Origin of the sequence: Olsenella uli (genome assembly GCF_016900775.1) — a bacterium.
Taxonomy (GTDB): Bacteria; Actinomycetota; Coriobacteriia; order Coriobacteriales; family Atopobiaceae; genus Thermophilibacter; species Thermophilibacter uli_A.
The window spans coordinates 1-21,367 of record NZ_JACJKN010000004.1; the positions used below are offsets into that span (position 1 = coordinate 1).

Annotated in this window: 18 protein-coding genes and 2 tRNA genes; 7 read left to right on the forward strand and 13 right to left on the reverse strand. The window is 67.7% G+C overall.

Translation table 11 applies throughout. The features are described 5' to 3' along the window. Positions 1-31 precede the first annotated feature (31 nt). Genes H6A23_RS03505 through H6A23_RS03520 form a run of 4 tightly spaced genes read right to left on the reverse strand, consistent with a single transcriptional unit; the run spans position 32 to position 4,068 of the window. The gene (locus H6A23_RS03505) at positions 32-1,519 is read right to left on the reverse strand and encodes a nicotinate phosphoribosyltransferase (protein WP_204830822.1); all 1,488 of its coding nucleotides are present in this window, start codon (positions 1,517-1,519) and stop codon (positions 32-34) included. Positions 1,520-1,527: 8 nt separating this feature from the next. Continuing rightward, positions 1,528-1,839, reverse strand: coding sequence for a hypothetical protein (locus H6A23_RS03510; RefSeq protein WP_204830823.1), 312 nt, complete (start codon positions 1,837-1,839; stop codon positions 1,528-1,530). Positions 1,840-1,877: 38 nt separating this feature from the next. Further along, positions 1,878-2,882 carry a radical SAM protein gene (locus tag H6A23_RS03515; RefSeq protein WP_353653002.1) on the reverse strand — a complete coding sequence of 335 codons (1,005 nt, stop codon included), beginning with the start codon at positions 2,880-2,882 and terminating at the stop codon, positions 1,878-1,880. 1 nt (position 2,883) lies between these two features. Then, positions 2,884-4,068 (reverse strand): glycosyltransferase family 4 protein, encoded by a 1,185-nt coding sequence (locus H6A23_RS03520; RefSeq protein WP_204830824.1) that lies wholly within the window; start codon positions 4,066-4,068, stop codon positions 2,884-2,886. Between the two features lie 775 nt (positions 4,069-4,843). Between H6A23_RS03520 and H6A23_RS03525 the strand changes: the two genes are divergently transcribed. Continuing rightward, positions 4,844-4,919 (forward strand) — tRNA-Ala (locus H6A23_RS03525). Between the two features lie 152 nt (positions 4,920-5,071). On the opposite strand, the gene H6A23_RS03530 is transcribed toward H6A23_RS03525, so the two are convergent. Beyond that, on the reverse strand, positions 5,072-5,926 hold the full coding sequence (locus H6A23_RS03530; protein WP_204830825.1) for an ABC transporter ATP-binding protein: 855 nt from the start codon (positions 5,924-5,926) through the stop codon (positions 5,072-5,074). A 119-nt stretch (positions 5,927-6,045) separates the two neighbouring features. Here H6A23_RS03530 and ilvA point away from each other — a divergent pair, with 119 nt between their 5' ends. After that, positions 6,046-7,266, forward strand: coding sequence for a threonine ammonia-lyase (ilvA, locus tag H6A23_RS03535; RefSeq protein WP_204830826.1), 1,221 nt, complete (start codon positions 6,046-6,048; stop codon positions 7,264-7,266). A gap of 83 nt (positions 7,267-7,349) precedes the next feature. On the opposite strand, the gene H6A23_RS03540 is transcribed toward ilvA, so the two are convergent. Continuing rightward, positions 7,350-8,090, reverse strand: coding sequence for a transposase (locus H6A23_RS03540; RefSeq protein ID WP_204830827.1), 741 nt, complete (start codon positions 8,088-8,090; stop codon positions 7,350-7,352). A gap of 427 nt (positions 8,091-8,517) precedes the next feature. Between H6A23_RS03540 and ilvD the strand changes: the two genes are divergently transcribed. From ilvD to ilvC, 4 genes are all read left to right on the forward strand, one after another. Then, the gene (gene ilvD / locus H6A23_RS03545; RefSeq protein ID WP_204830828.1) at positions 8,518-10,182 is read left to right on the forward strand and encodes a dihydroxy-acid dehydratase; all 1,665 of its coding nucleotides are present in this window, start codon (positions 8,518-8,520) and stop codon (positions 10,180-10,182) included. After that, positions 10,179-12,059, forward strand: coding sequence for a biosynthetic-type acetolactate synthase large subunit (gene ilvB, locus H6A23_RS03550; RefSeq protein WP_204830829.1), 1,881 nt, complete (start codon positions 10,179-10,181; stop codon positions 12,057-12,059). The genes ilvD and ilvB overlap by 4 nt, the downstream gene beginning before the upstream one ends. Continuing rightward, positions 12,059-12,538, forward strand: a complete 480-nt coding sequence (gene ilvN, locus H6A23_RS03555) for an acetolactate synthase small subunit (protein WP_204830830.1) — start codon at positions 12,059-12,061, stop codon at positions 12,536-12,538. The genes ilvB and ilvN overlap by 1 nt, the downstream gene beginning before the upstream one ends. Before the next feature lie 136 nt (positions 12,539-12,674). After that, a complete protein-coding gene (gene ilvC / locus H6A23_RS03560) occupies positions 12,675-13,673 on the forward strand; it encodes a ketol-acid reductoisomerase (protein ID WP_204830831.1) in 999 nt (332 codons plus the stop codon). Positions 13,674-14,186: 513 nt separating this feature from the next. Here ilvC and H6A23_RS03565 read toward each other — a convergent pair. From H6A23_RS03565 to H6A23_RS03585, 5 genes are all read right to left on the reverse strand, one after another. After that, entirely contained in the window at positions 14,187-15,548 is a 1,362-nt protein-coding gene (locus H6A23_RS03565) for a LuxR C-terminal-related transcriptional regulator (protein ID WP_204830832.1), read from the reverse strand. 174 nt (positions 15,549-15,722) lie between these two features. Next, positions 15,723-16,088, reverse strand: a complete 366-nt coding sequence (rplT, locus tag H6A23_RS03570) for a 50S ribosomal protein L20 (RefSeq protein ID WP_075280384.1) — start codon at positions 16,086-16,088, stop codon at positions 15,723-15,725. A gap of 46 nt (positions 16,089-16,134) precedes the next feature. Then, positions 16,135-16,332, reverse strand: coding sequence for a 50S ribosomal protein L35 (gene rpmI / locus H6A23_RS03575; RefSeq protein WP_075280385.1), 198 nt, complete (start codon positions 16,330-16,332; stop codon positions 16,135-16,137). Between the two features lies 1 nt (position 16,333). Then, complete coding sequence (gene infC / locus H6A23_RS03580) at positions 16,334-16,906, reverse strand: translation initiation factor IF-3 (RefSeq protein ID WP_204830964.1); 573 nt, start codon at positions 16,904-16,906, stop codon at positions 16,334-16,336. Between the two features lie 346 nt (positions 16,907-17,252). Next, on the reverse strand, positions 17,253-17,771 hold the full coding sequence (locus H6A23_RS03585) for a ferritin (RefSeq protein ID WP_075280387.1): 519 nt from the start codon (positions 17,769-17,771) through the stop codon (positions 17,253-17,255). Positions 17,772-17,881: 110 nt separating this feature from the next. Between H6A23_RS03585 and H6A23_RS03590 the strand changes: the two genes are divergently transcribed. Continuing rightward, positions 17,882-17,966 (forward strand) — tRNA-Leu (locus H6A23_RS03590). 302 nt (positions 17,967-18,268) lie between these two features. Here H6A23_RS03590 and H6A23_RS03595 read toward each other — a convergent pair. Together H6A23_RS03595 and H6A23_RS03600 are read right to left on the reverse strand one after the other, a co-directional pair. Continuing rightward, on the reverse strand, positions 18,269-18,901 hold the full coding sequence (locus H6A23_RS03595; protein ID WP_204830833.1) for an MBL fold metallo-hydrolase: 633 nt from the start codon (positions 18,899-18,901) through the stop codon (positions 18,269-18,271). A gap of 88 nt (positions 18,902-18,989) precedes the next feature. Beyond that, positions 18,990-21,353, reverse strand: coding sequence for a RelA/SpoT family protein (locus H6A23_RS03600; protein ID WP_204830834.1), 2,364 nt, complete (start codon positions 21,351-21,353; stop codon positions 18,990-18,992). Positions 21,354-21,367: the final 14 nt, after the last annotated feature.

Sequence of the window (21,367 nt, forward strand, 5' to 3'; positions counted from 1 at the left end):
AGATGTGTATAAGAGACAGCTTATCGCCCGTCTATGCCGTGGGGCGGCCGGACTCCGCGCGCTCCTCGAGGGCGAGGCGGCTGCGCAGGTCGGCAAGCCCGAGCTCAAGTCCAACGGGATAGGTCTGGGGGTTGAGGAATCGGGCGACCGCCGGGTCGAGCCGCATGAGGGCCTCGCGACAGCGCTCGCGAGCGACCTCGATGCCCTCGGGGCCTCCCGTGCGCCTGCCGTGCTCGACGAGCTTGACGAGCAGCTCCTCGGGCTCGCCCGAGAGGCGGTGCGTCAGGTACGGGTCGAGGATGTCGACCATCTCGCGCGGCGTCCCCTCGCGTGCCACGTCGTCGACGACGAGCATGTCGGCCGTGGGGCGGCCCGCCTGGTCGTAGTAGCGCAGGACGTGCTGGACGCCCGGAACGGTGCGCTTGTAGGACTGCTCGGAGAGCTTGATCACGGGCGTCCACGGCTCGCTCTTGTCGCGACGGACGGCGGAGAGCTTGTATACGCCGCCGAGCGAGGGCTGCGGGTCGCACGTGGCGAGCTTGGTCCCCACGCCGAAGGAGTCGATCGGGGCGCCCTGGGCGAAGAGCGACTGGATGGTGTACTCGTCGAGGTCGTTGGAGACCGAGATCTTGACATAGGGCAGGCCGGCCTCGTCGAAGGCGGAGCGGGCCTCCTTGGAGAGGCGGGCGAGGTCGCCCGAGTCGAGGCGCACGGCGGAGAGGCGCTCGCCGCTGCCCTCCATCTCCTTGGCCACGGTGATGGCGTTTCTGATGCCCTGGTGCACGTCATAGGTGTCGAGCAGGAGCACGCAGTTCTTGGGGCTCGACTTGGCAAAGGCGCGGAACGCCTCGAGCTCGTTCGGGAAGGCCATGACCCAGGAGTGGGCGTGCGTGCCAAAGACGGGGATGCCGTAGATCTTGCCGGCGAGGACGTTCGACGTGGACGAGGCCCCGGCGATGTAGGAGGCACGCGCCACGGCGAGGCCGCCGTCCGGGCCCTGGGCGCGGCGCAGGCCGAAGTCGGAGACCGGGTGGCCCTCCGCCGCTCGCACCACGCGAGCGGTCTTGGTGGCCACGAGCGTCTGGAAGTTCACGAGGTTGAGAAGCGCCGTCTCGATGAGCTGGCAGTCGATGACCGGGCCCTCCACCCGCACCATGGGCTCGCGCCCAAAGACGATCTGGCCCTCGGGGACGGCGTGGATCGTGATGTCGAGACGGTGGTTGCGCAGGTACTCCAGAAACTCAGCCCTGAACATGGGCCCGCCGCCGGGCGCCTGGATGCCGGAGAGGTAGGCGATGTCGTCATCCTCGAAGACGAAGTTCTCAACGAGGTCGGCGATCTGGCCGGTGCCGCAGCACACGGCGTAGCCGCCGTCGAAGGGACAGTCGCGGAAGAAGGCGTTGAAGCAGGCCTCCCCGTCGGCAAGCCCCGCCTCCCAGAACCCCTGGGCCATCGTGAGCTCGTAGAGGTCCGTGTTGAGGCAGACGTCGGTGGGCTTGGTGCGGTCGGTGAGAGACATGGCTCCTCCTATCCAAGGACCGTGGCCGCGAGCCAGACGATGGCGACGCCCACCACGGCGAGAATGACGACCTTCTGGCCGAGCGGCATCCTGAGGTCATCGTCGTCGGGCTCCATGAGGGCGCGCCCGCGCTCCCGGGCCTCGGCGTCGCGCGCGGCGCGGGCCCGATCGGCCTCGCCCTCCGCCCGCTGCTTGCGCAAGCGCTCGAGCTCGGCGCGCTCCGCGGCGTCGCGCGCGGCCTGCTCGCGCGCGGCCTTCTCGGCGCGCAGCTCCTCGAGCTCGGCGCGCTCCTCGTCGGAAAGACCGGTCCTGTCCGCCATGCGACCTCCGTCAGTCGTGCTGCTGCAGTGACAACAGTTTATACCCCAGCCGGGCCGCCCGGCGCGCCGAGCTCGGGGCCGGCCACGCCCGTGGCGTCGAAGGCGGGCACGAAGCTCTCTGACACGGTGCCGCCCTCCTGCCACCAGATCCGCTCGAAGCCCAGGTCGTCGGCATGGCAGAGCACGAGCTCGTACTCCTCCTCAGTGACCCCGCGCGCGAGCGCACCGCCCGCGCGGCGGCACGCCTCGTTGGGCGTGTACTGGTTCATCACGGAGAGGTCGGCGTCGTTGCCGCAGATCTCCCAGACGAGGTCGAGCGCGGCGCACGAGTCGTCCGCGTGCTCGGGGAGCACGAGGTGGCGCACGATCACGCCGCGCCGCAGGGCGCCGTCCGGCGCGCAGGCGCGCCCTCCCGCCGCGCGCACGGCGTCGACCATGACCGCGAGCGACGCGGCGGCGACCTCGGGATAGTCCCCGGCGCGTGAGAGCTCCTCGGCGAGCGCGGGGCTCGCGTACTTGAAGTCGGTGAGCCAGACGTCCACGACGTCCGCGAGCGCCGAGACCACCTCGGGCAGCTCGTAGCCGGACGTGTTGCAGACCACGGGCAGCGCAAGCCCGGCGCCCCGGGCGAGAAGGACCGCCTCGCGGACGTGGGGCGCAAAGTGGAGGGGGGTCACCAGGTTGACGTTGAGCGCGCCCTGCGCCTGGAGCTCGAGCATCATCTCGGCGAGGCGCGCGGAGCTCACCGGCAGGCCGAAGCCCCCGCTCGAGATCTCGTGGTTCTGGCAGAAGACGCAGCGCAGCGGGCACCCCGAGAAGAAGATCGCGCCGGAGCCCGCCTCCCCGGATATGGGCGGCTCCTCCCAGAAGTGCAGGGCGCTTCTCGCCACGGTGAGCTCCGAGGTCATGCCGCACATCCCGCGCCGCCCCGCCGAGCGCGCGGCCCCGCAGCGCCGGGGGCAGAGCTCGCAGCGGTCGTAGGCCGTCCGGCCGAGGTCGGCGGCGGCCGGGGGCGCGGCGCCGGGGCCCTTCTCGCCCGCCACGCTAGCCGTCCCTCCTGTGCCGGCGGAGGTTCTCCCTCTCCTCCTCGAAGGCGGCGTCCCCCGGCGCGACGAGCTCGTCGGCGCCGGTCTTGGGGTTGTAGTGGTGCAGCAGGACCGGCTCGAAGAGGTGGAGGTGGCGCGCGAAGGCGACCGAGACGAGCAGCAGCAGGCAGAAGATGGCGATGCGCGGGACGGTCTCCACCTGCGTCATCACGAGCGACCCCACGCACATGAGGCCCGTCCAGGCATACATCAGCAGCACGGCCTGCCGCTGGTCGAAGCCCTCGTCGATGAGGCGGTGGTGGATGTGGCCGCGGTCCGCGTGCCCGATCCCCGTGTGCCCGCGCAGGCGCCGCACGATGGCGGAGAACGTGTCGATGATGGGCACGGCGGCGATCACGAGCGGCACGATGATGGTGGTGAGGCCCGCGAAGCGCGTGACCGAGAGCAGCGACACCGCCCCGAGGGCGAAGCCGAGCGTGAGCGCGCCCGAGTCGCCCATGAAGATCGAGGCCGGGTGAAAGTTGTAGCGCAGGAAGCCGAGCGAGGAGCCGGCCACGGCCACGGAGAGCGCGGCGGCGTCGAGCCGGCCCGCCCAGACGGAGAGCACGAACATCGTGAAGCTCGCGATGGCCGAGATCCCGGCGGCAAGCCCGTCGAGGCCGTCGATGAGGTTGATGATGTTGGTGTAGGCCACGAGGTAGACCACGGTCACCGGGTAGGCGAGCCACCCCAGGTGGATGAAGCCGCCGGAGACGAAGGGGTTGGAGATGTCCCCGATGACGAGGCCTCCCGCCACGGCGATGACGGCGGCGAGGACCTGCCCGAGGAGCTTCTGGCGCGGCGAGAGCGAGAAGCGGTCGTCAAGCAGGCCGGTGAGGAAGATAACGACAAACGCGAGCACGAGCAGCCAGTAGTTGACCTCGAGCCGGGGCGACGGCACGAGCACCACGGGCCAGCCCCAGAAGGTGGTCCCCAGGTACTGGACGACGAAGGCGGCCACGATGCCGAGGAAGATGGCGACGCCCCCCATGCGCGGGATGGGCCTCTTGTTGATCCTGCGGGCGTTGGGGTAGTCCACGGCGCCGCACCAGACGGCAATCCTGCGGGCCAGCGGCGTCGAGACGAGCGAGACGAGGAAGGATGCTGCGAGAAGGCACAGGTACGGTATCAAATCTGAATCCACCTTGCCCCCTTCCCGGCACGTTATCTCGGCAGTTGCCCTGCCATGATAGCGGAAATCCGGACACGGGCGCGCCGGAGGGCCCCAAGCTGCGACATAACCGCGCGGCGCACACGCTCACACCAACTTTTACGAAGAACGGAGGCCATGTCAAGACTGGTATCCCCCACGAGAACCCCTATAGTAGGTTGTGTCGTCCCCCTGCGGCCAAACTGGGTGAACCGACAAGCGTTACGAGGGAGTCCGATATCTCGTGTTCAGTACGGGTATTCCCCGTTGATGGGAAAGCCGGAACGCGCGATGGGGACACCCACCTTTGAGAGGTGGGTTCATTATTCGCCGCAGGGGGCGTCTTTGTGCCGCGGCGACGTCCTTCTCGCCCTTCTCTCCCCTTGCCCGCGCCCCGCTACGCGCACCCCCTGCGATTGGGTGGCATTCTTGATGGCCCACCCCACCGCCAACGCCCCAAAGGCGCTCGCGGGCCCGATTTGCCCCAGACCAGGCGCGATTGGGCACCCTTCTTGATGCAACCGCCGCCCCGACATCAAAGGTGCCACCCAATCGGGCAGGGATCTTGGCAGGAGGGGCCCGCCCACGAGCGCGCGACCGGCCAATCACCCAATCTCCCCGCGTTTCTGGCGGCATGTGGAGGTCGCATGCGGAGGCCGCGTGCGGACACGACGCCAGGGCGCCGCAATCCGCCCGCGCGAGGCAATTGCCAATTGGCGCTTGACATCTCCGAGGCGCCCTGCCACAATAGCCAACGCGCAATGCGCCTGGGGACGTAGCTCAGCTGGGAGAGCGCTGCCTTCGCAAGGCAGAGGCCGGGGGTTCGAATCCCCTCGTCTCCACCAGGTCATGTCAGGCGGGTGCCCGTATAGGGCGCCCGCCTTTTTCGTGCGCGCCAGCAGGAGGAGAGCATGCCGCGGCGCACGGACGGGGCCCTCTGGCGAGAAGAACCGTGCGCCGAGGCATGCCCGGGCACGGGACGGTCAGGAAGGGCGCCTCACTCCCCGTACTCCCCGCGCAGGGAGTACCAGCCGCACGACTCCCCCACCACGAGCGGCACGTCGAAGAGCCGGCTCATGACCGGGCCCGTGAGGAGCTCGTCCTTGGAGCCGTCGGCGAAGACCTCGGCGTCCTTGATGAGCAGGACGCGCCCGATGGCGGGGATGATGTCCTCGGGGTAGTGCGTCACGAGCACCACGGAGCGCCCCTCGGCCGCGAGCGTCCCCATGGTCTGGCGGACGTGGTACATGCCCTCGGGGTCGAGGCCGGTGCACGGCTCGTCGAAGATGAGGACCTGCGGGTCGCGCACGAGCTCGCGCGCCACGAGCACGCGCCGGACCTGCCCCGTGGAGAGCGTCATCACGTCGCGGTCGGCGAGCGCGGCGATGCCGAGCCGCTCGAGCGCGTCGGCGGCGAGCGCGCGGTCACGCTCCCCCACCTCGCCGCGCAGCGGCACGCCGAGCGTGCCGAAGAGCCCTCCCACCACGATGTCGATGACCGGCAGGTGCACGCGCACCTGGTCGTGCATCGTGGAGCTCACGATGCCGAGGGTGCGCTTGATGTCGGCGAGCCTCGGGCGCGCCGCGCCGCGGAAGCGCACCGGGGGCTCCTCGCGCCAGAGCGGGAAGACCTCGCGCGTGAGCAGCTGGATGAACGTGGACTTGCCCGCGCCGTTAGGGCCGAGAAGCGCCACGTGCTCGCCCTCGGCGAGCGTGAAGTCGCCCACGTGCAGGATGGTCTTGCCGCCGCGCACCACGCTCGCGTCGTGGATCTGGAAGAGCGGCGTGACGTCGTTCTTCTCGCCCGCCGCGCCGTTCTTCTCGCCCGCGGCGTCACTCCCGATGGTTTCCATTTGATGCCCCCTCGCGTCGCGCCGGGACAGGCGCGCCCCGGCAGGTCTACTATAGGCAGACCGCAACTGCGCCCGCGCGCCAACCGGCGCGCCGTCACCAACTGGCAAAGGAGCCCGCCATGGCAGAGATGCTCACGCTCGAGGCCTTCGAGGAGGCGTCCGAGAAGGTCCGCGAGGTCACGCTCGAGACCAAGCTCGTGGAGAGCCCGCACTTCTCCGCGAGCACGGGCAACCGCGTCTGGCTCAAGCCCGAGAACATGCAGCGCACGGGCGCCTACAAGGTGCGCGGCGCGTACTACAGGATCTCCACCCTCTCGCCCGAGGAGCTCTCCCGCGGCATCATCACCGCGAGCGCCGGCAACCACGCGCAGGGCGTGGCCTTTGCCGCCACGCGCGCCGGGGCGCGCTCCGTGGTGGTCATGCCCGAGACCACGCCGCTCATCAAGGTGGAGCGCACCAAGCACTACGGCGCCGAGGTCGTGCTGCACGGCGACGTCTACGACGAGGCCTGCGACCACGCGCTCGAGCTCGCCGAGCGCGACGGCCTCACCTTCATCCACCCGTTCAACGACCCGTGCGTCTCCACCGGCCAGGGCACGATCGCCATGGAGGTCGTGCAGGAGCTGCCGCTCGTGGACACGATCCTCGTGCCGGTGGGCGGCGGCGGCCTGGCCTGCGGCGTGGCCACCTTCGCCAAGCTCTACAACCCCAAGATCCGCGTGATCGGCGTGGAGCCCGAGGGCGCACCCTCGCTCACGGCGGCGCTCGAGGCGGGCCACCCCGTGAAGCTGCCCTCCGCCAACACCATCGCCGACGGCACCGCGGTGCTCGAGGTGGGAGACAAGGTCTTCCCGTACCTGCGCGACAACCTCGACGACGTCATGTGCGTCCCCGACGACGAGCTCGTGGTGGCCTTCCTCGACATGGTGGAGAACCACAAGATGGTCGTGGAGAACTCCGGCCTGCTCACGGTGGCGGCGCTCAAGCACCTGCCCGCGGAGAACAAGCGCGTGGTCTCCATCCTCTCCGGCGGCAACATGGACGTCATCACGATGAGCTCCGTGGTGCAGCACGGCCTCATCATGCGCGACCGCATCTTCACGGTGAGCGTGCTGCTGCCCGACCGCCCGGGCATGCTCGTGCGCGTGGCGCAGGTCATCGCGGGCCAGAACGGCAACGTCATCAAGCTGGAGCACAACCAGTTCGTGAGCACCAACCGCAACGCCGCCGTGGAGCTGCGCGTCACGATCGAGGCTTTCGGCGCCGACCACAAGGCCCAAATCGTGGACGCCCTCGAGGCCGCGGGCTTCTCCCCCACGCTAGTACAGACGTCGCTGTAGTGTCCCAAAGGGGGACAGGACGAAATTGGGACACCTCTGGGTGTCCCAATTTCGTCCTGTCCCCCTTTGGGACACCTCTTGGGTCACGTCGTCGCTCGCGTGATGGTCTTCGCCCCGATTCCGGTAAGCCTCTCTATCTGCCGGACGGAGAGCCCTCCCTCGCGAAGGGCGAGGAGCCTCTCGTTTCTCTCGCCCATGGGAAGCGTCTTCACATCGTAAGCGGGGATGTCCCCGAGCACGGCCCTCGCCACCTCCCTCATCTCATCGTCGGGAATCCGTACGCCGCCGGAGAACCGATAGTTGACCTTAGGCGCCGCGGCGCAGAACTCCTTGAAACCCTCCTTTCCGCCGAGCATATCGAGAATGACCTCCCGCTTGGAAATTCCCGAATCGGTCGCGTACTCCGAGTAGCTGCTCCACCGGTACTTGTCGGCAGGACAGATGCCGCCCCTCTCGGGATTGTTGTGAACATAGCGGACGGCCTCGAGAAGATACGCGTCGCTCTCTATGGGGAAGCTCTTAAACCTCTCCTGGAAGACGTGCCCAACGTGTCCGGTCCGTGCATTGAAGCGCTGCGCATAGCGCATGGCGAGCGATCCGACGGCTTTGCTCAGACATCCCTCGGAATCGCAGAGCACAAGATGGACGTGGTTGTCCATCAGGCACCAGGCGACCACGTCCACCCCGCGATCGATTAGCTGCCGGGAGAGCAGCTCGAGAAATGCCCTTCGGTCGTCATCGTCCTCAAAGATGTTGCGCCTGCCGTCCCCGCGCAGAATCACGTGATAATAGCCCGACTCCGATACCCTTCTCGCCGCGCGCACGCCTGCCCCCTTCCCCCGGTTCTTCTCTGATACCCGCCTGAGGGACAATCGGGCCCTGAAAGGGCGTCCCATTTGTATCCTGTCCCTATTTGGGACACCGCTCGCGGGGGAAACACGACCGTTCACGGGTGATTACCCGCCGGAAACACGAGCCGCGTAGAGTAGCCGCCACTGAGCAAATGCGATGACAGGGCCAGTACGGGCCGCATCCGTCCCACAGCGAGCGGGCAGCGTGAGAACCCGCGCCGGACGGCCCCGAAGACTCCCTCGAGCAGCTCGCGAGAACCTCCGCGCCGCACGGCGGGCCACCCCCGCCGAGGCGCCGAGAAGTACCGCGCGCCGGCGGCCACCGTGACGGCTTCGAGGTTTTGTGCCTCGCATTTCTCGCCAGACGCAGAAGCACGCGCAAGAGAAAGCGAGGGGGAACGTGGAACTGAGAAGCGACGCCATCAAGCGGGGCCTGGCGCGCGCGCCGCACCGCAGCCTGCTCAAGGCAGACGGCCTCACCGACGAGGAGCTCGACCGGCCGCTCGTGGCCGTGGTCTCCGCCCAGAACGAGGTCATCCCCGGCCACATCCACCTGCAGCAGATCGCCGACGCCGTGAAGGCCGGCGTGCGCATGGCCGGCGGCACCCCGCTGCAGGTCAACACCATCGGCGTGTGCGACGGCATCGCCATGAACCACGCCGGCATGCGCTACAGCCTCACCAGCCGCGAGGTCATCGCGGACAGCGTGGAGTGTGCCGTCCAGGGCCACCAGTTCGACGCGATGGTCCTGATCCCCAGCTGCGACAAGATCGTCCCCGGCATGCTCATCGCCGCGGCGCGCCTGGACATCCCCACCGTCCTCGTCTCCGGCGGCCCCATGCTCGCCGGGCGCGGGCGCAACGGCGAGCAGACCGACCTCAACTCCCTCTTCGACGCCGTGGGCCAGGTCACCGCCGGCACCATGACCGAGGAGGAGTGCCACTGGCTCGAGGGCACGGCCTGCCCCACCTGCGGCTCCTGCTCGGGCATGTTCACCGCAAACTCCATCTGCTGCCTCGCCGAGGCCCTGGGCATAGCGCTTCCCGGCAACGGCACCGTGCCCGCCGTCTACTCCGAGCGCATCCGCCTGGCCAAGCATGCCGGCATGAAGGTCATGGAGCTCGTCGAGAAGAACCTCACGGCCCGCCAGATCCTCACGCCCGCCGCCATCCACAACGGCATGGTGCTCGACATGGCCTTCGGCGGCTCCACCAACACGATGCTCCACCTCACGGCCATCGCGCAGGCCGCCGGCTGCCCCGTCACGATGGAGGACTGGGACCGCGCTTCCGCCGAGACCCCCAACATCGTGCGGATAGCGCCGGCGGGCCCGCTCCACATCCAGGACCTGAACGACGTGGGCGGCGTCTCGGCCATCATCGGCGAGCTCGGCCGCACGGGGCACCTCGAGATGGGCGCCCTCACCTGCCACGGCACCATGGCCGAGTGGGTGGCCGCGTGCCCGCCCGTGGACGGCGAGGTCGTCCGCAGCGTGGACAACGCCTACTCCCCCGACGGCGGCCTCAAGGTCATGCGCGGCAACCTCGCGCCGGACTGCGGCGTGGTCAAGAAGAGCGCCGTCGCGCCCGAGATGTGGACCCACTCCGGCCCCGCGCGCGTCTTCAACTCCGAGGAGGAGGCCTGCAAGGCCATCTTCGGCGGGGCGATAAACCCGGGCGACGTGGTGGTCATCCGCTACGAGGGCCCGGCGGGCGGCCCGGGCATGCGCGAGATGCTCACCCCCACCTCCGCCATCTGCGGCATGGGCCTCGCGAGCTCGGTGGCCCTCATCACCGACGGGCGCTTCTCCGGCGCCTCCAAGGGCCCGTGCATCGGGCACGTCTCCCCCGAGGCCGCGGCCGGGGGGCCAATCGCGCTCGTCCAGGAGGGCGACGTCATCGACATCGACATCCAGGCCGGCACGCTCGAGCTGCGCGTCGCGGACGACGCCCTCGCCGAGCGGCGCGCCGCGTGGGAGCCGCCCGCGCCCAAGTACACCACGGGGGTCCTCTCCCGTTACGCAAGGCTGGTCACGAGCGCAGACAAGGGGGCATACCTCTCATGATCACCACCGAGGAGAAGATCGCCCGGCGGCAGCGCGCCATCGAGGGGCGCCCGTTCGGGCCGGGAAGCCACACCGAGCACGAGGGCAAGACCATGACCGGGGCGCAGGCCATCATCGCCAGCCTCGAGGCCGAGGGCGTCGACACCATCTTCGGCTACCCCGGCGGCCAGGCCATCAAGATCTACGACGCCCTCTACGACTCCAAGAAGATCCACCACGTGCTCGCCCGCCACGAGCAGGGCGCCACGCACATGGCGGACGGCTACGCGCGCGCCACGGGCAAGGTGGGCGTGGTGCTCGTCACCTCCGGCCCCGGCGCCACCAACACCGTGACCGGCATCGCCACGGCCTACATGGACTCCGTGCCCATGGTCGTCATCACGGGCCAGGTCACGCGCGGCGTCATCGGCACGGACGCCTTCCAGGAGTCCGACATCGTGGGCATCACGATGCCCATCGTCAAGCACAGCTTCCTCCTGCAGTCCACCGACGAGCTCACCCGCACCTTCCGCGAGGCGTTCTACATCGCCTCGACCGGCCGGCCGGGCCCCGTGCTCATCGACATCCCGAGCGACCTCTCCGGCTCCGAGATGGTCTTCCACTACCCGGACACCGTGAGCATCCCGAGCTACCGGCCCACCTACAAGGGCAACGCCAAGCAGGTCAAGCAGGCGGCCGAGCTCATCTGCCGGGCGGAGCGCCCGCTCATCATGGCCGGCGGCGGCATCGTGGCGTCGCACGCCTGCCCCGAGCTCGTGGCGCTCGCCGAGCGCATGCAGATTCCCGTGGTCACCACCCTCATGGGCAAGGCGGCCATCCCCTGCTCCAACCCGCTCAACCTCGGCCCCGTGGGCATGCACGGCTCCAAGTACGCCAACATGGCCGTCACCGAGTCCGACCTCATCATCGCCTGCGGCGCGCGCTTCTCGGACCGCGTGACCGGCAAGGTCTCCGAGTTCGCCCCGCACGCCAAGATCATCCACATCGACATCGACCCGGCCGAGATCGGCAAGATCGTGAACCCGGACGTGCCGATCGTGGGCGACGTCAAGGTCGTGCTCGCCGCCGTGAACGAGCGCCTGGAGAAGATGGACGCCCGCCCGGTCGCCGAGGCGTGGCGCGACGAGGTCTTCAGCTGGCGCGAGCGCTGGCCGTTCTACACCCCCGACTTCGCCGACTACGAGGGCAAGATCGCGCCCGAGGTCCTTCTCGAGACCCTCTCCGAGAAGCTCGACCCGCATGCCTCCATCGTCACCACCGAGGTCGGCCAGCACCAGATGTGGGCCCTCCAGAACATCCACCGCGAGCACGCCCGCACCTTCCTCTCCTCCGGCGGCCTCGGCACGATGGGCTTTGGCTTCCCCGCCGCCATCGGCGCCAAGATCGGCTGCCCGGACGAGCAGGTCGTCTGCATCGCCGGCGACGGCTCCTTCCAGATGAACAGCCAGGAGATGGCCACCGCCAAGATCAACGACGTGCCGGTCAAGGTCCTCATCATCGACAACCGCGCGCTCGGCATGGTCCACCAGTGGCAGCACCTCTTCTACCACGACCGCTACTCGTTCACCGAGCTCGCGGACAACCCCGACTTCGTCAAGCTCGCCGACGCCTACGGCTGGCGCGCGAAGCGCATCGAGAAGCCCGAGGAGGTCGACGCCGCCCTCGACGAGATGCTCGCCTCCGACGAGCCGTACCTCCTCGACGTCATGATCCCCGCGCAGCAGACCGTCTACCCCATGGTCGCGCCCGGGGCCCCCATCGACGACATCATCGGCGCCCTCGACGTGACCCTCGGCGGCGTCCGCGTCACCGAAAAGGGCTTCGGCGAGTCCGGGCGCCCGCGCGTGAAGCCGTCCCACGAAGGAGTTGATGAGTGATGAACTACCTGCTCTCCGCTCTCGTTGAGAACAAGCCGGGCGTGCTCTCCCGCGTCACGGGCCTCATCAGCCGCCGCGGCTTCAACATCGAGTCGCTCACCGTCGCCCCCACCGAGGACGAGAGCCTCTCGCGCATGACGATCATCGTGGAGGCCGACGAGGTTGGCTTCGAGCAGATCACCAAGCAGCTGCACAAGCTCGTCTCGGTCTACAAGATCTCCGACCTCACCTACGAGGAGGCCGTCGAGCGCGAGCTCGTGCTCTTCAAGGTGCAGGCCTCCCCGGAGCGCCGCCACGAGGTCATCGAGATCGCCAACGTCTTCCGCGCCAAGGTCGTCGACGTGGGCAAGAACTCGCTCACGATCGAGGCCACCGGCACCGCGAGCAAGCTCGACGCGATGGAGGACCTCTTCCGCGGCTATGGCATCAAGCAGCTCACGCGCACCGGCAAGATCGCGATGTCGCGCGGCGCGCAGTAGCAGGGTTTCTCCGTTCGTGACAATGGTGTCAGGGCAGATTGTCACGAACAGATAAACGTTGAAATGGAAGTCCGCACATCGAGTTCGTGACGATTTACCCTGACACCATTGTCACGATCCCACTAAGGAGAAGAACATGGCCGTCACCATCTACTACGAGAACGACGTCAACCCTGAGGTGATCCTGGGCAAGAAGGTCGCCATCATCGGCTATGGCTCCCAGGGCCACGCCCACGCCCTCAACCTCATGGACTCCGGCGTGGACGTCCGCGTGGGCCTGCGCGAGGGCTCCGCGTCCGCCCAGAAGGCCCAGGAGGCCGGCCTCAAGGTCATGAGCATGGACGACGCCGCGGAGGAGGCCGACGTCATCATGATGCTCGTCCCCGACGAGACCCAGCCCAAGGTCTACGAGGAGCACATCAAGGACCACCTCAAGACCGGCGACACCCTCGCCTTTGCCCACGGCTTCAACATCCACTACGGCTACATCAAGGCCCCCGAGGACGTCAACGTCATCATGTGCGCGCCCAAGGGCCCGGGCCACATCGTGCGCCGCCAGTACACCGAGGGCTCCGGCGTGCCCGACCTCGCGTGCGTGGCGCAGGACGCCACCGGCGACGCGTGGGACATCGCCCTGTCCTACTGCTGGGGCGTCGGCGGCGCCCGCTCCGGCATCATCAAGGCCACCTTCAAGGAGGAGACCGAGGAGGACCTCTTCGGCGAGCAGGCCGTGCTCTGCGGCGGCCTCGTCGAGCTCGTCAAGGCCGGCTTCGAGACCCTCACCGAGGCGGGCTACCCCGAGGAGCTGGCCTACTTCGAGGTCTACCACGAGATGAAGATGATCGTCGACCTCATGTACGAGTCCGGCATCCACTTCATGAACTACTCGATCTCCAACACCGCCGAGTACGGCGAGTACTACGCCGGCCCGCAGGTCATCAACGCCGAGTCCCGCGAGGCCATGAAGAAGATCCTGGCCCGCATCCAGGACGGCTCCTTCGCGCAGGAGTTCGTCGACGACTGCAACAACGGCCACAAGTGGCTGCTCGAGAAGCGCGAGGAGATCAACTCCCACCCCATCGAGAAGACCGGCGAGAAGATCCGCTCCATGTTCAGCTGGATCAAGAAGGACTAGCGAGAAGACCGTTCTTCTCGGCACGCCCTTGGGGCCCGGCGTCGGATGATGCCGGGCCCCTTTTTGGCCTCCCCTGCCGTCGTCGCGCACGAGGATGCTGACAAAGGTGCCGGGGGCGTTTGTCATGTTTTTCATGACAAACGCCCCCGGCACCTTTGTCACGTTTGTCAGCACTCTTGCCTCTGGCACAAAACAGGGGCGGCGCCCCATTGCGCCGCCCCGCCTCATTACGTATTAGGGTGGAATCACCTGTCTCAGGAGTTAGTGGGCTGACAAGGCAATTCAATGTCTGGACCCGCTCCTAGCGCTTCTTTCAACGGCCTAAATCCGATGCTAATGTCGGAGAATGTCGGCGAGTGCGCTCGCCCAAAGTCTAACGGGCCTCGGTCGCGCGGAAGGCGGGCCAAACCCTGCTATCTCTTCTGTGTTCACTGGACTCGCCTCCTCTGACGGTCGCTTTGTGGGTAGCGACGATGTTCTTTGTTACTGTTCTTGTTCCCTCCGGGCGACGCCTTACTCAGTCGTGACAGAGTCATCCGCGGACGGTCGTGTTTTGCCGGCGGACGGCACGCGTCCCACGTCCCGGGCAAGAAGGTCGATGAGCTCGCGGCTGCTGTGCAGCCCCAGAACCTCGTAGCCCTGCGCGCGATAGGCGTTCACGGTGCCGCGCGCCACGTGCAGGGACTCGCAGATCTCCGGCGTGGTTCGACCGAGCGCGATCTCCGTGAGCACGTGGGCCTGGAGCTCCCCCGCCCCGCGGCCGCGAAGGTAGAGCACGCAGCGCTCCTCGTCGAGCGACGTGGTCACGCGCTCGCGCGGCCAGAGGAGGTAGGGCGCAAGCGCCGCCACCGCGCAGGCGTTGCCGATGATGCCGAGCGCATTGAGGCTGAGGAACCCGCCGGGCACCTGAACCTCGAGCCCGTACCATCCGCCTCCGGCGAGCAGCCCAAAGAGGGCAAGCGCGAGCAGCACGAGACCGAGCCGCGAGGTTGCCCAGCGCGGGCGCACCCGCATCCCGCGCAGGCGCGCGTAGACAAGGAGCACGGCCCAGGGCACGGCCAGGGAGGCGGGGACGAGGAGGAGCCCAAGCGCCTGGTCCCACGAGCTGCCGCTCGTCATTGTCACGCGGGCGAGCAGGCGCAGGGATAGGCCGACGCAGAGCGCCATCGCCATGAGCGCGGGCGCGCCGGGCGAGGCCACGTCAAAGGCCGCGGGCACGGCCCCCGCGCCCCACACGACCGGGCGCAGCTCGTCGAGCGAGGCCACGCCGAGCTTCTCGCATGCGCGCGAGCGATACGTCATGACGGTGGACGCGCTCAGCCCCAGCGCGGCGGCCACCTGCGCGACAGTGCTTCCCGTGGCGAGCGCCTCCGCAATTGCGCGCTCGCGCTCGCTGAGGGCGTCTGCCCCGCCAAGCCCGTCGAGCGGAGAGGCCGAGGCCGTGGGCCTCACCGCGGCACGAAGCGCCCACACGGGAAGCGCCGTGCCCCAGAGGGCCCATGACCCCCAGCGTAGGATGCGCTCGGCCCAGCCGAGGGCGCGCACGAGACCGCCCATCTTCCAGGGGAACCACAGGTAGTACACCGCCGCAACCAACGCGTAGGCGAGAAGAACCGCAAGCCCGGCGCCCGTCAGAGCGCATCGCCGGCACTCGAGACGATCGCGGAGCGCCCACGCAACGGCCGCCGTCACCGCAGAGAGCGGAATCGCCGACGTCCAGAGAAAGTAGCTCAGCGGCAGCCCGTAGCCCTCCCAGCCGGAGGACAGCTGCACGTTGTACCTATACGCCTGATAGGCCGCCGGCAGCAGTAGGAGCGCCAGACCCCATGCCGCCCACAGCGCCGTCCGCGCCACCGTCCGTAACCGCTCGCCCATGGGAACCCCTTTCCGTCCTTCTCGCCTGACTACCAAATCGTAGGCCCCGAGCAGGTCGGATGTCATGTCGTAAAGGTTATGCGAGTGGCGTGACACGGCCTCTCCGGCCAAAAAAAGCGCCCCGGGTGAGAAACCCGGGGCGCGCGATGCGAGGGGACGGTCCCCTTGCCTCATCTACTCCGCGTCGGCGAGGGCCTTCTTGGCGACCTCGGCGATGTCGGCGAAGGTCTGCTCATCGCTGTAGGCGATCTCGGCGAGGACCTTGCGGTCGAGCTCGACGCCGGCGAGCTTGAGGCCGTGCATCAGCTTGCTGTAGGACAGGCCGTTGATGCGGGCGGCGGCATTGATGCGCTGAATCCACAGGGCGCGGAACTCGCGCTTCTTGTTGCGACGATCGCGGTAGGCGTACTGGCCGGAGTGCTGGGCCTGCTCCTTCATGCCGCGGAAGGTGCGGGAGCGGACTCCGTAGTAGCCCTTGGTGCGCTCGACGAGCGTCTGACGCTTCTTACGGCCGGCGACGGCGCGCTTGACTCGTGCCATATCTGATCAACTCCTTGGTGAGACTGAATCGAGGACGCTCGCGCGCCTAGTTGGAACCCATGCGCTGGGAGACGGTCTTGACGTCCGCGGGGGAGATGACGGTCTCCTGGCGGAAGCCGCGGATGCGCTTGGGGGACTTCTTGGTCAGGATGTGGCTCTTAAACGCCTTGGCGCGCATAATCTTGCCAGAGCCGGTGCGGCGGAAGCGCTTGGCCGTACCCTTGTGCGTCTTCATCTTGGGCATGCTAGTTCTCCTTCTCCGTGGTGACATCGCCGTCCCCATCAGCCTTCTTCTCGAAGGCGCCCTTGATCGGGACGATCGTCATGTGCATGTTGCGACCCTCCATGAGAGGCTTCTGCTCGACCGTGGCCACGTCCTTGAGGTCCTCAGCGAGGCGATCGAGCACCATGCGACCCTGCTCGGGGTGCGCCATCTCACGACCGCGGAACATGATCGTGATCTTGACGCGGGCGCCCTTCTTGAGGAAGCGGATGACGTGACCCTTCTTGGTCTCGTAGTCGCCCACGTCGATCTTGGGGCGGAACTTCATCTCCTTGACCTCGACCCTGGCCTGGTTCTTGCGGGCGGCCTTGGCCTTGCGGTCCTGCTCGTACTTGAACTTGCGGTAGTCGAGCATCTTGCAGACCGGGGGCTCCGCGTTCGGCGCAATCTCGACGAGGTCGAGATTCTGGTCACGCGCGATGCGCAGGGCGTCGCGCACGCCGAACAGACCAAGCTGCGAGCCGTCGATGCCAATCAGGCGGCACGTGCGGGAAGTGATCTCCTCATTGATGCGAGGACCGTCGTTCCTGGCTATCGTTCACACCTTCCTCTCGTCGCGGCTCTCGCCGCATAGAAAAACTCCCAGCGCCATGCAGCATCCGGGAGACGACACACGCCCCCACAGGGGCGAGAAAGCTACGTTGTCTGACCAGACAGCTGCCCGCGGGCGCCGTGTAGGTGGGGACCGAAGTCCCGCTTCGCAAAAAGCACACTAGAGGAGAATAGCACGCGAGAAGTGCTGGGGCAACAGGTTTTTCTCGCCAGACAACCTCCACAATATGGGATTTGGGGACGGGTTATTCCCGACAGACGAAACGGGACAGGCCGCACGGAAGGCCTGTCCCGTTTCGTCTGTCGGGAATAACCCGTCCCCAAATCGCCTAGAGCTTGAGGGAGGCGGACTGCACGTAGGTGCGGGCCTGGTACTCGCGGTCGAGGTCGTAGAGGCCCTTCGGGTCGCAGCCAAAGAGCTTCATGTTGGTAATCATGTCGCGGGCGTTGGTCTCCTCCTCGCCCTGTTCCTCCACGAACCAGTCAAGGAACTTCATCGTGCGGACGTCGTGCTCGGCATGCGCGACCTCGTAGCAGTGGTGGATGAGACTCGTGACGTACTCCTCGTGCTCGAGGCCAGCCTCGAGGGGGGCGAGGTCGTCGTCGAACGCCTTGTCAGGCTTGGCTATGGCCTCCATCGTGGGCTTGAAGTCGTTGTCCAGCAGGTAGCGGCGGATGGCCAGCGCGTGGTCCATCTCCTCCTTGGCCTGGATCTCATACCAGTTGGCGAAGCCCTTGAGACCGCGGTCGTCGTAGTAGTCGGCGAAGGTGAGGTAGAGATAGCTGGAGTAGAGCTCCTTGTTGATCTGCTCGTTCAGGACGGCGGTGACCTCGTTGGAAAGCGCCATGGGAGTTCCTCTCTCTTGTGGGATGTTCAACTACGCTAACTATATACCCCACTGGCGACAAAAACGCGCCGTCTGCTATAGTTCTTCTCGCGCACACCACGCGCCCTCAGGCCCGAGTGGCGGAATTGGCAGACGCGACGGTCTCAAAAACCGTTGGGGAAACTCGTGCGGGTTCGAGCCCCGCCTCGGGCACCATTGGATTTCCCCTTCCCTTTCCTCGCGCATCCTTGGGCCGCCGCCCGCCGCGATTCTCCGGCGCGCCCTCCCCGCGGCTTCTCCCCGCGATTGGGTGGCATACTTTATATAGAGATTCCAATCTATATGAAATCCCACCCAATCGCAGCGAAAACGTGGCGATTAGTTAATCCATTGCTTTAAGATTGGCCCACACGCCCGGGCAGCGGTCGCCTAGGCATCAAACATGCCACCCAATCGCGCCGGGGCTTAGGCGACGGAGGGCATCCGGAAGACGCGGGCGCCGCGACGTGGCGCGCCTATCACAGAAACGGGTTCTGGGCGAGCTCGCGCGCCATCGTCGTGGCGGGGCCGTGGCCGCACAGCAGCGTGGTCTCGGGCGCGATCTCGGCCGCCATCCGATGCAGCGACGCCATGATCTGGCCCTCGTCGCCGCCGGACAGGTCCGTGCGGCCGTGGCTGCCGGGAAAGAGCGTGTCCCCGACGAAGGCCACCCCCTCGGCCGTGCCGCCGCCCACGAGCACCACGCCTCCCGGCGTGTGGCCCGGCGTCTCCACCACGGTGAAGGCCGCGGTCCCGACGCGCAGCACGTCCCCCTCGGCGAGAAGGACGTCAGGCTCCGGGGCGTTCTCGTCGTAGCTCCTGCCGACCTCGCTCATCTCGCCGGCATGGGCCGCGAGCTCGGCATCGGCCGCATGGATGGCGAAAGGCGCACCCGTCGCGCGAACGAGCGCCGCGACGCCGCCCACGTGGTCGCCATGGCCGTGCGTCGCCGCCACGCAGGCCACGCGAACGTCCGCGAGGTGCTCGGCCACGGCCGCGCCGGAGCCGCCGGGGTCCACCACGAGGCACTCCCCCGCGCTCACGTACGCGTAGCAGTTGGTCTGCAGCGGCGTCACCACGAACTGCCGCAGCTCATCGTTCTTCTCGGCCATCTCTCCTCCTCTATCGTCCCAAAAGGGGACAGGGTCAAATTGGGACAAATCAATATGTCCCAATTTGACCCTGTCCCCTTTTGGGACATCACTTCACGCGCTGCTTCATCTGGTTGGCGCCCTCGCCGGGCATGATGCGGCGGGCGTCGTAGACCGAGGGCACGCGGCTCACGGCGGCCAGCAGCACGTCGAGCAGGCTCGCGTCGGAGATGGCCACGAGGAAGCGCAGCCGCGCCACGCCCTGCGAGGTGGTCTGGGTGGCCGCGGAGAGGATGTTGGCCCCGGCGTCGCCCACGGCGACGGTGATGTCCCTGAGCAGGCCCATGCGGTCGGTGGCCTCCACGACGATCTCGACGCGGAACTCGGTCGCGCCCGAGGTGTCCCAGGCGACCTCGATCATGCGCTCGGGGTTGCGCCTGAGGTCGGCCACGTTGGGGCAGTTCGCGCGGTGGACCGATACGCCGCGGCCGCGCGTGATGAAGCCCACGATCTCGTCTCCCGCCACGGGGTTGCAGCAGTGCGCGAGGTGCACGAGGAGGTCGGCGTCGCCCTTGACCACCACGCCGCAGTTGCTCTTCCGGCGCTTGCCGCGCGTGGCCTGGGTGAGCGCGTAGGACTTCATGACCGGCGCGCCCGAGGACATGGCCCGCTCGTGGGCGGCGTGGCGCTCCGCCTCGGCGGCGGCCGCGGCCAGCTGCTCGGGCGAGCCCTCCTCGAGGATCTCCTCGATGCGGTTGGCCGCCTGCTTGACCGAGACCTTGCCGGTGTGGACACAGGCGAAGAGGTCCTCGGGGCTCCTCAGCTCGAAGTGCTCGCAGACGCGCTCGATGGCCTTGACCGTGCGGCGCGTGGAGATGCCGTAGCCGCGCTTGCGCAGCTCGTGGGCGAGCTCGGTGCGCCCCTGCTCGGCGTCGTCGTTCTTGGTCTGGGTGGAGAAGTACTTGCGGATCTTGGCGCGGCTCGACGGCATGGCCACGAGCTGCATCCAGTCGCGCGACGGCTTGGCGTTCTTGTTGGTGAGGATCTCCACGCGATCGCCCATGTTGAGCTTGTAGGAGAGCGGCACCACCGAGCCGTTGACCTTGGCGCCCACGCAGTGGTTGCCCACCTCGGTGTGGACGGCATAGGCGAAGTCGAGCGGCGTGGCGTCGCGCCTCAGGCTCATGACCTCGCCCTTGGGCGTGAAGACGAAGATCTCGTGCTCGAAGAGGTCCACGCGCAGGTTGTCGAGGAACTCGTGCGGGTCGTCGATGTCGTCCTCGGCGGCCCAGTCGAGGGTCTTGCGAATCCAGTTGATCGTGGAGTCGATGGCGCGGTCCTCGGCGCTCATGCGGCCGCGCGAGTTGCCCTCCTTCTTGTAGAGCCAGTGGGCCGCGATGCCATACTCGGAGGCCTCGTGCATCTCCACGGTGCGGATCTGGATCTCTATGGGCTTGCCGTCGGGGCCCACCACGGTAGTGTGCAGGCTCTGGTAGAGGTTCGCCTTGGGCGTGGCGATGTAGTCCTTGAAGCGGCCGGGCATCGGGTTCCAGAGCGAGTGCACGGCGCCGAGCGCCGAGTAGCAGTCCCCCACCGTCTGCGTGATCACGCGCAGGGCGATGAGGTCGTAGATGTCGGAGAACTCGCGGCCCTTGCGCGTCATCTTCTGGTAGATGCTCCAGAGGTGCTTGGGCCGGCCCGTGATCTGGTAGTTCCTGAGGCCCGCGGACTTGAGCTCGTCGTCGAGCGTCTTGATGGCGGCCTCGGTGTCGTCCTCGCGCTGGGCGCGCGAGTCCTGGACCATGCGGGCCACGCGCTGGTACTCCTCCGGCTCGAGCCAGAAAAACGCCAGGTCCTCGAGCTCCCACTTCACCGACGAGATGCCCAGGCGGTCGGCGAGCGGGGCGTAGACGTCCATCGTCTCGCGCGCCTTGAACTGGCGGCGGTCGGGCGGGAGCGCCGCGAGGGTGCGCATGTTGTGCAGGCGGTCGGCGAGCTTGATGATGACCACGCGGATGTCGCGGCTCATGGCAAGGAACATCTTGCGGAGGTTCCAGGCCTGCTTCTCGTCCATCGAGGAGACCTGGATGGAGGTGAGCTTGGTCACGCCGTCCACGAGGTCCGCCACGGTTGCCCCAAAGAGCTCGGCCAGCTCGTCCTTGGTGGCGGGCGTGTCCTCCACCGTGTCGTGGAGCAGGGCGGCGCAGATGGTGTCCTCGTCCATGCGCAGGTCGTGCGCCAGGATGAGCGCCACCTCGACGGGATGGTTGATGTAGGGCTCGCCGGAGCGGCGGCGCTGGTCGCGGTGGTACTCCGCGGCAAAGCGATAGGCGCGCTCGACCTTCTCGCGCCCCTCCTCGTCCAGGTACGTCGCGCATGCCGCCTGGAGCAGGCGGTAGTTCGCCGCGTCGGGGACCCCCTTTTTGGGGTCGCGCGCCGCCGCAGGGGCGGCCGTGTACTCGTTAGCGCTCATGGCTTCCCCTCCTT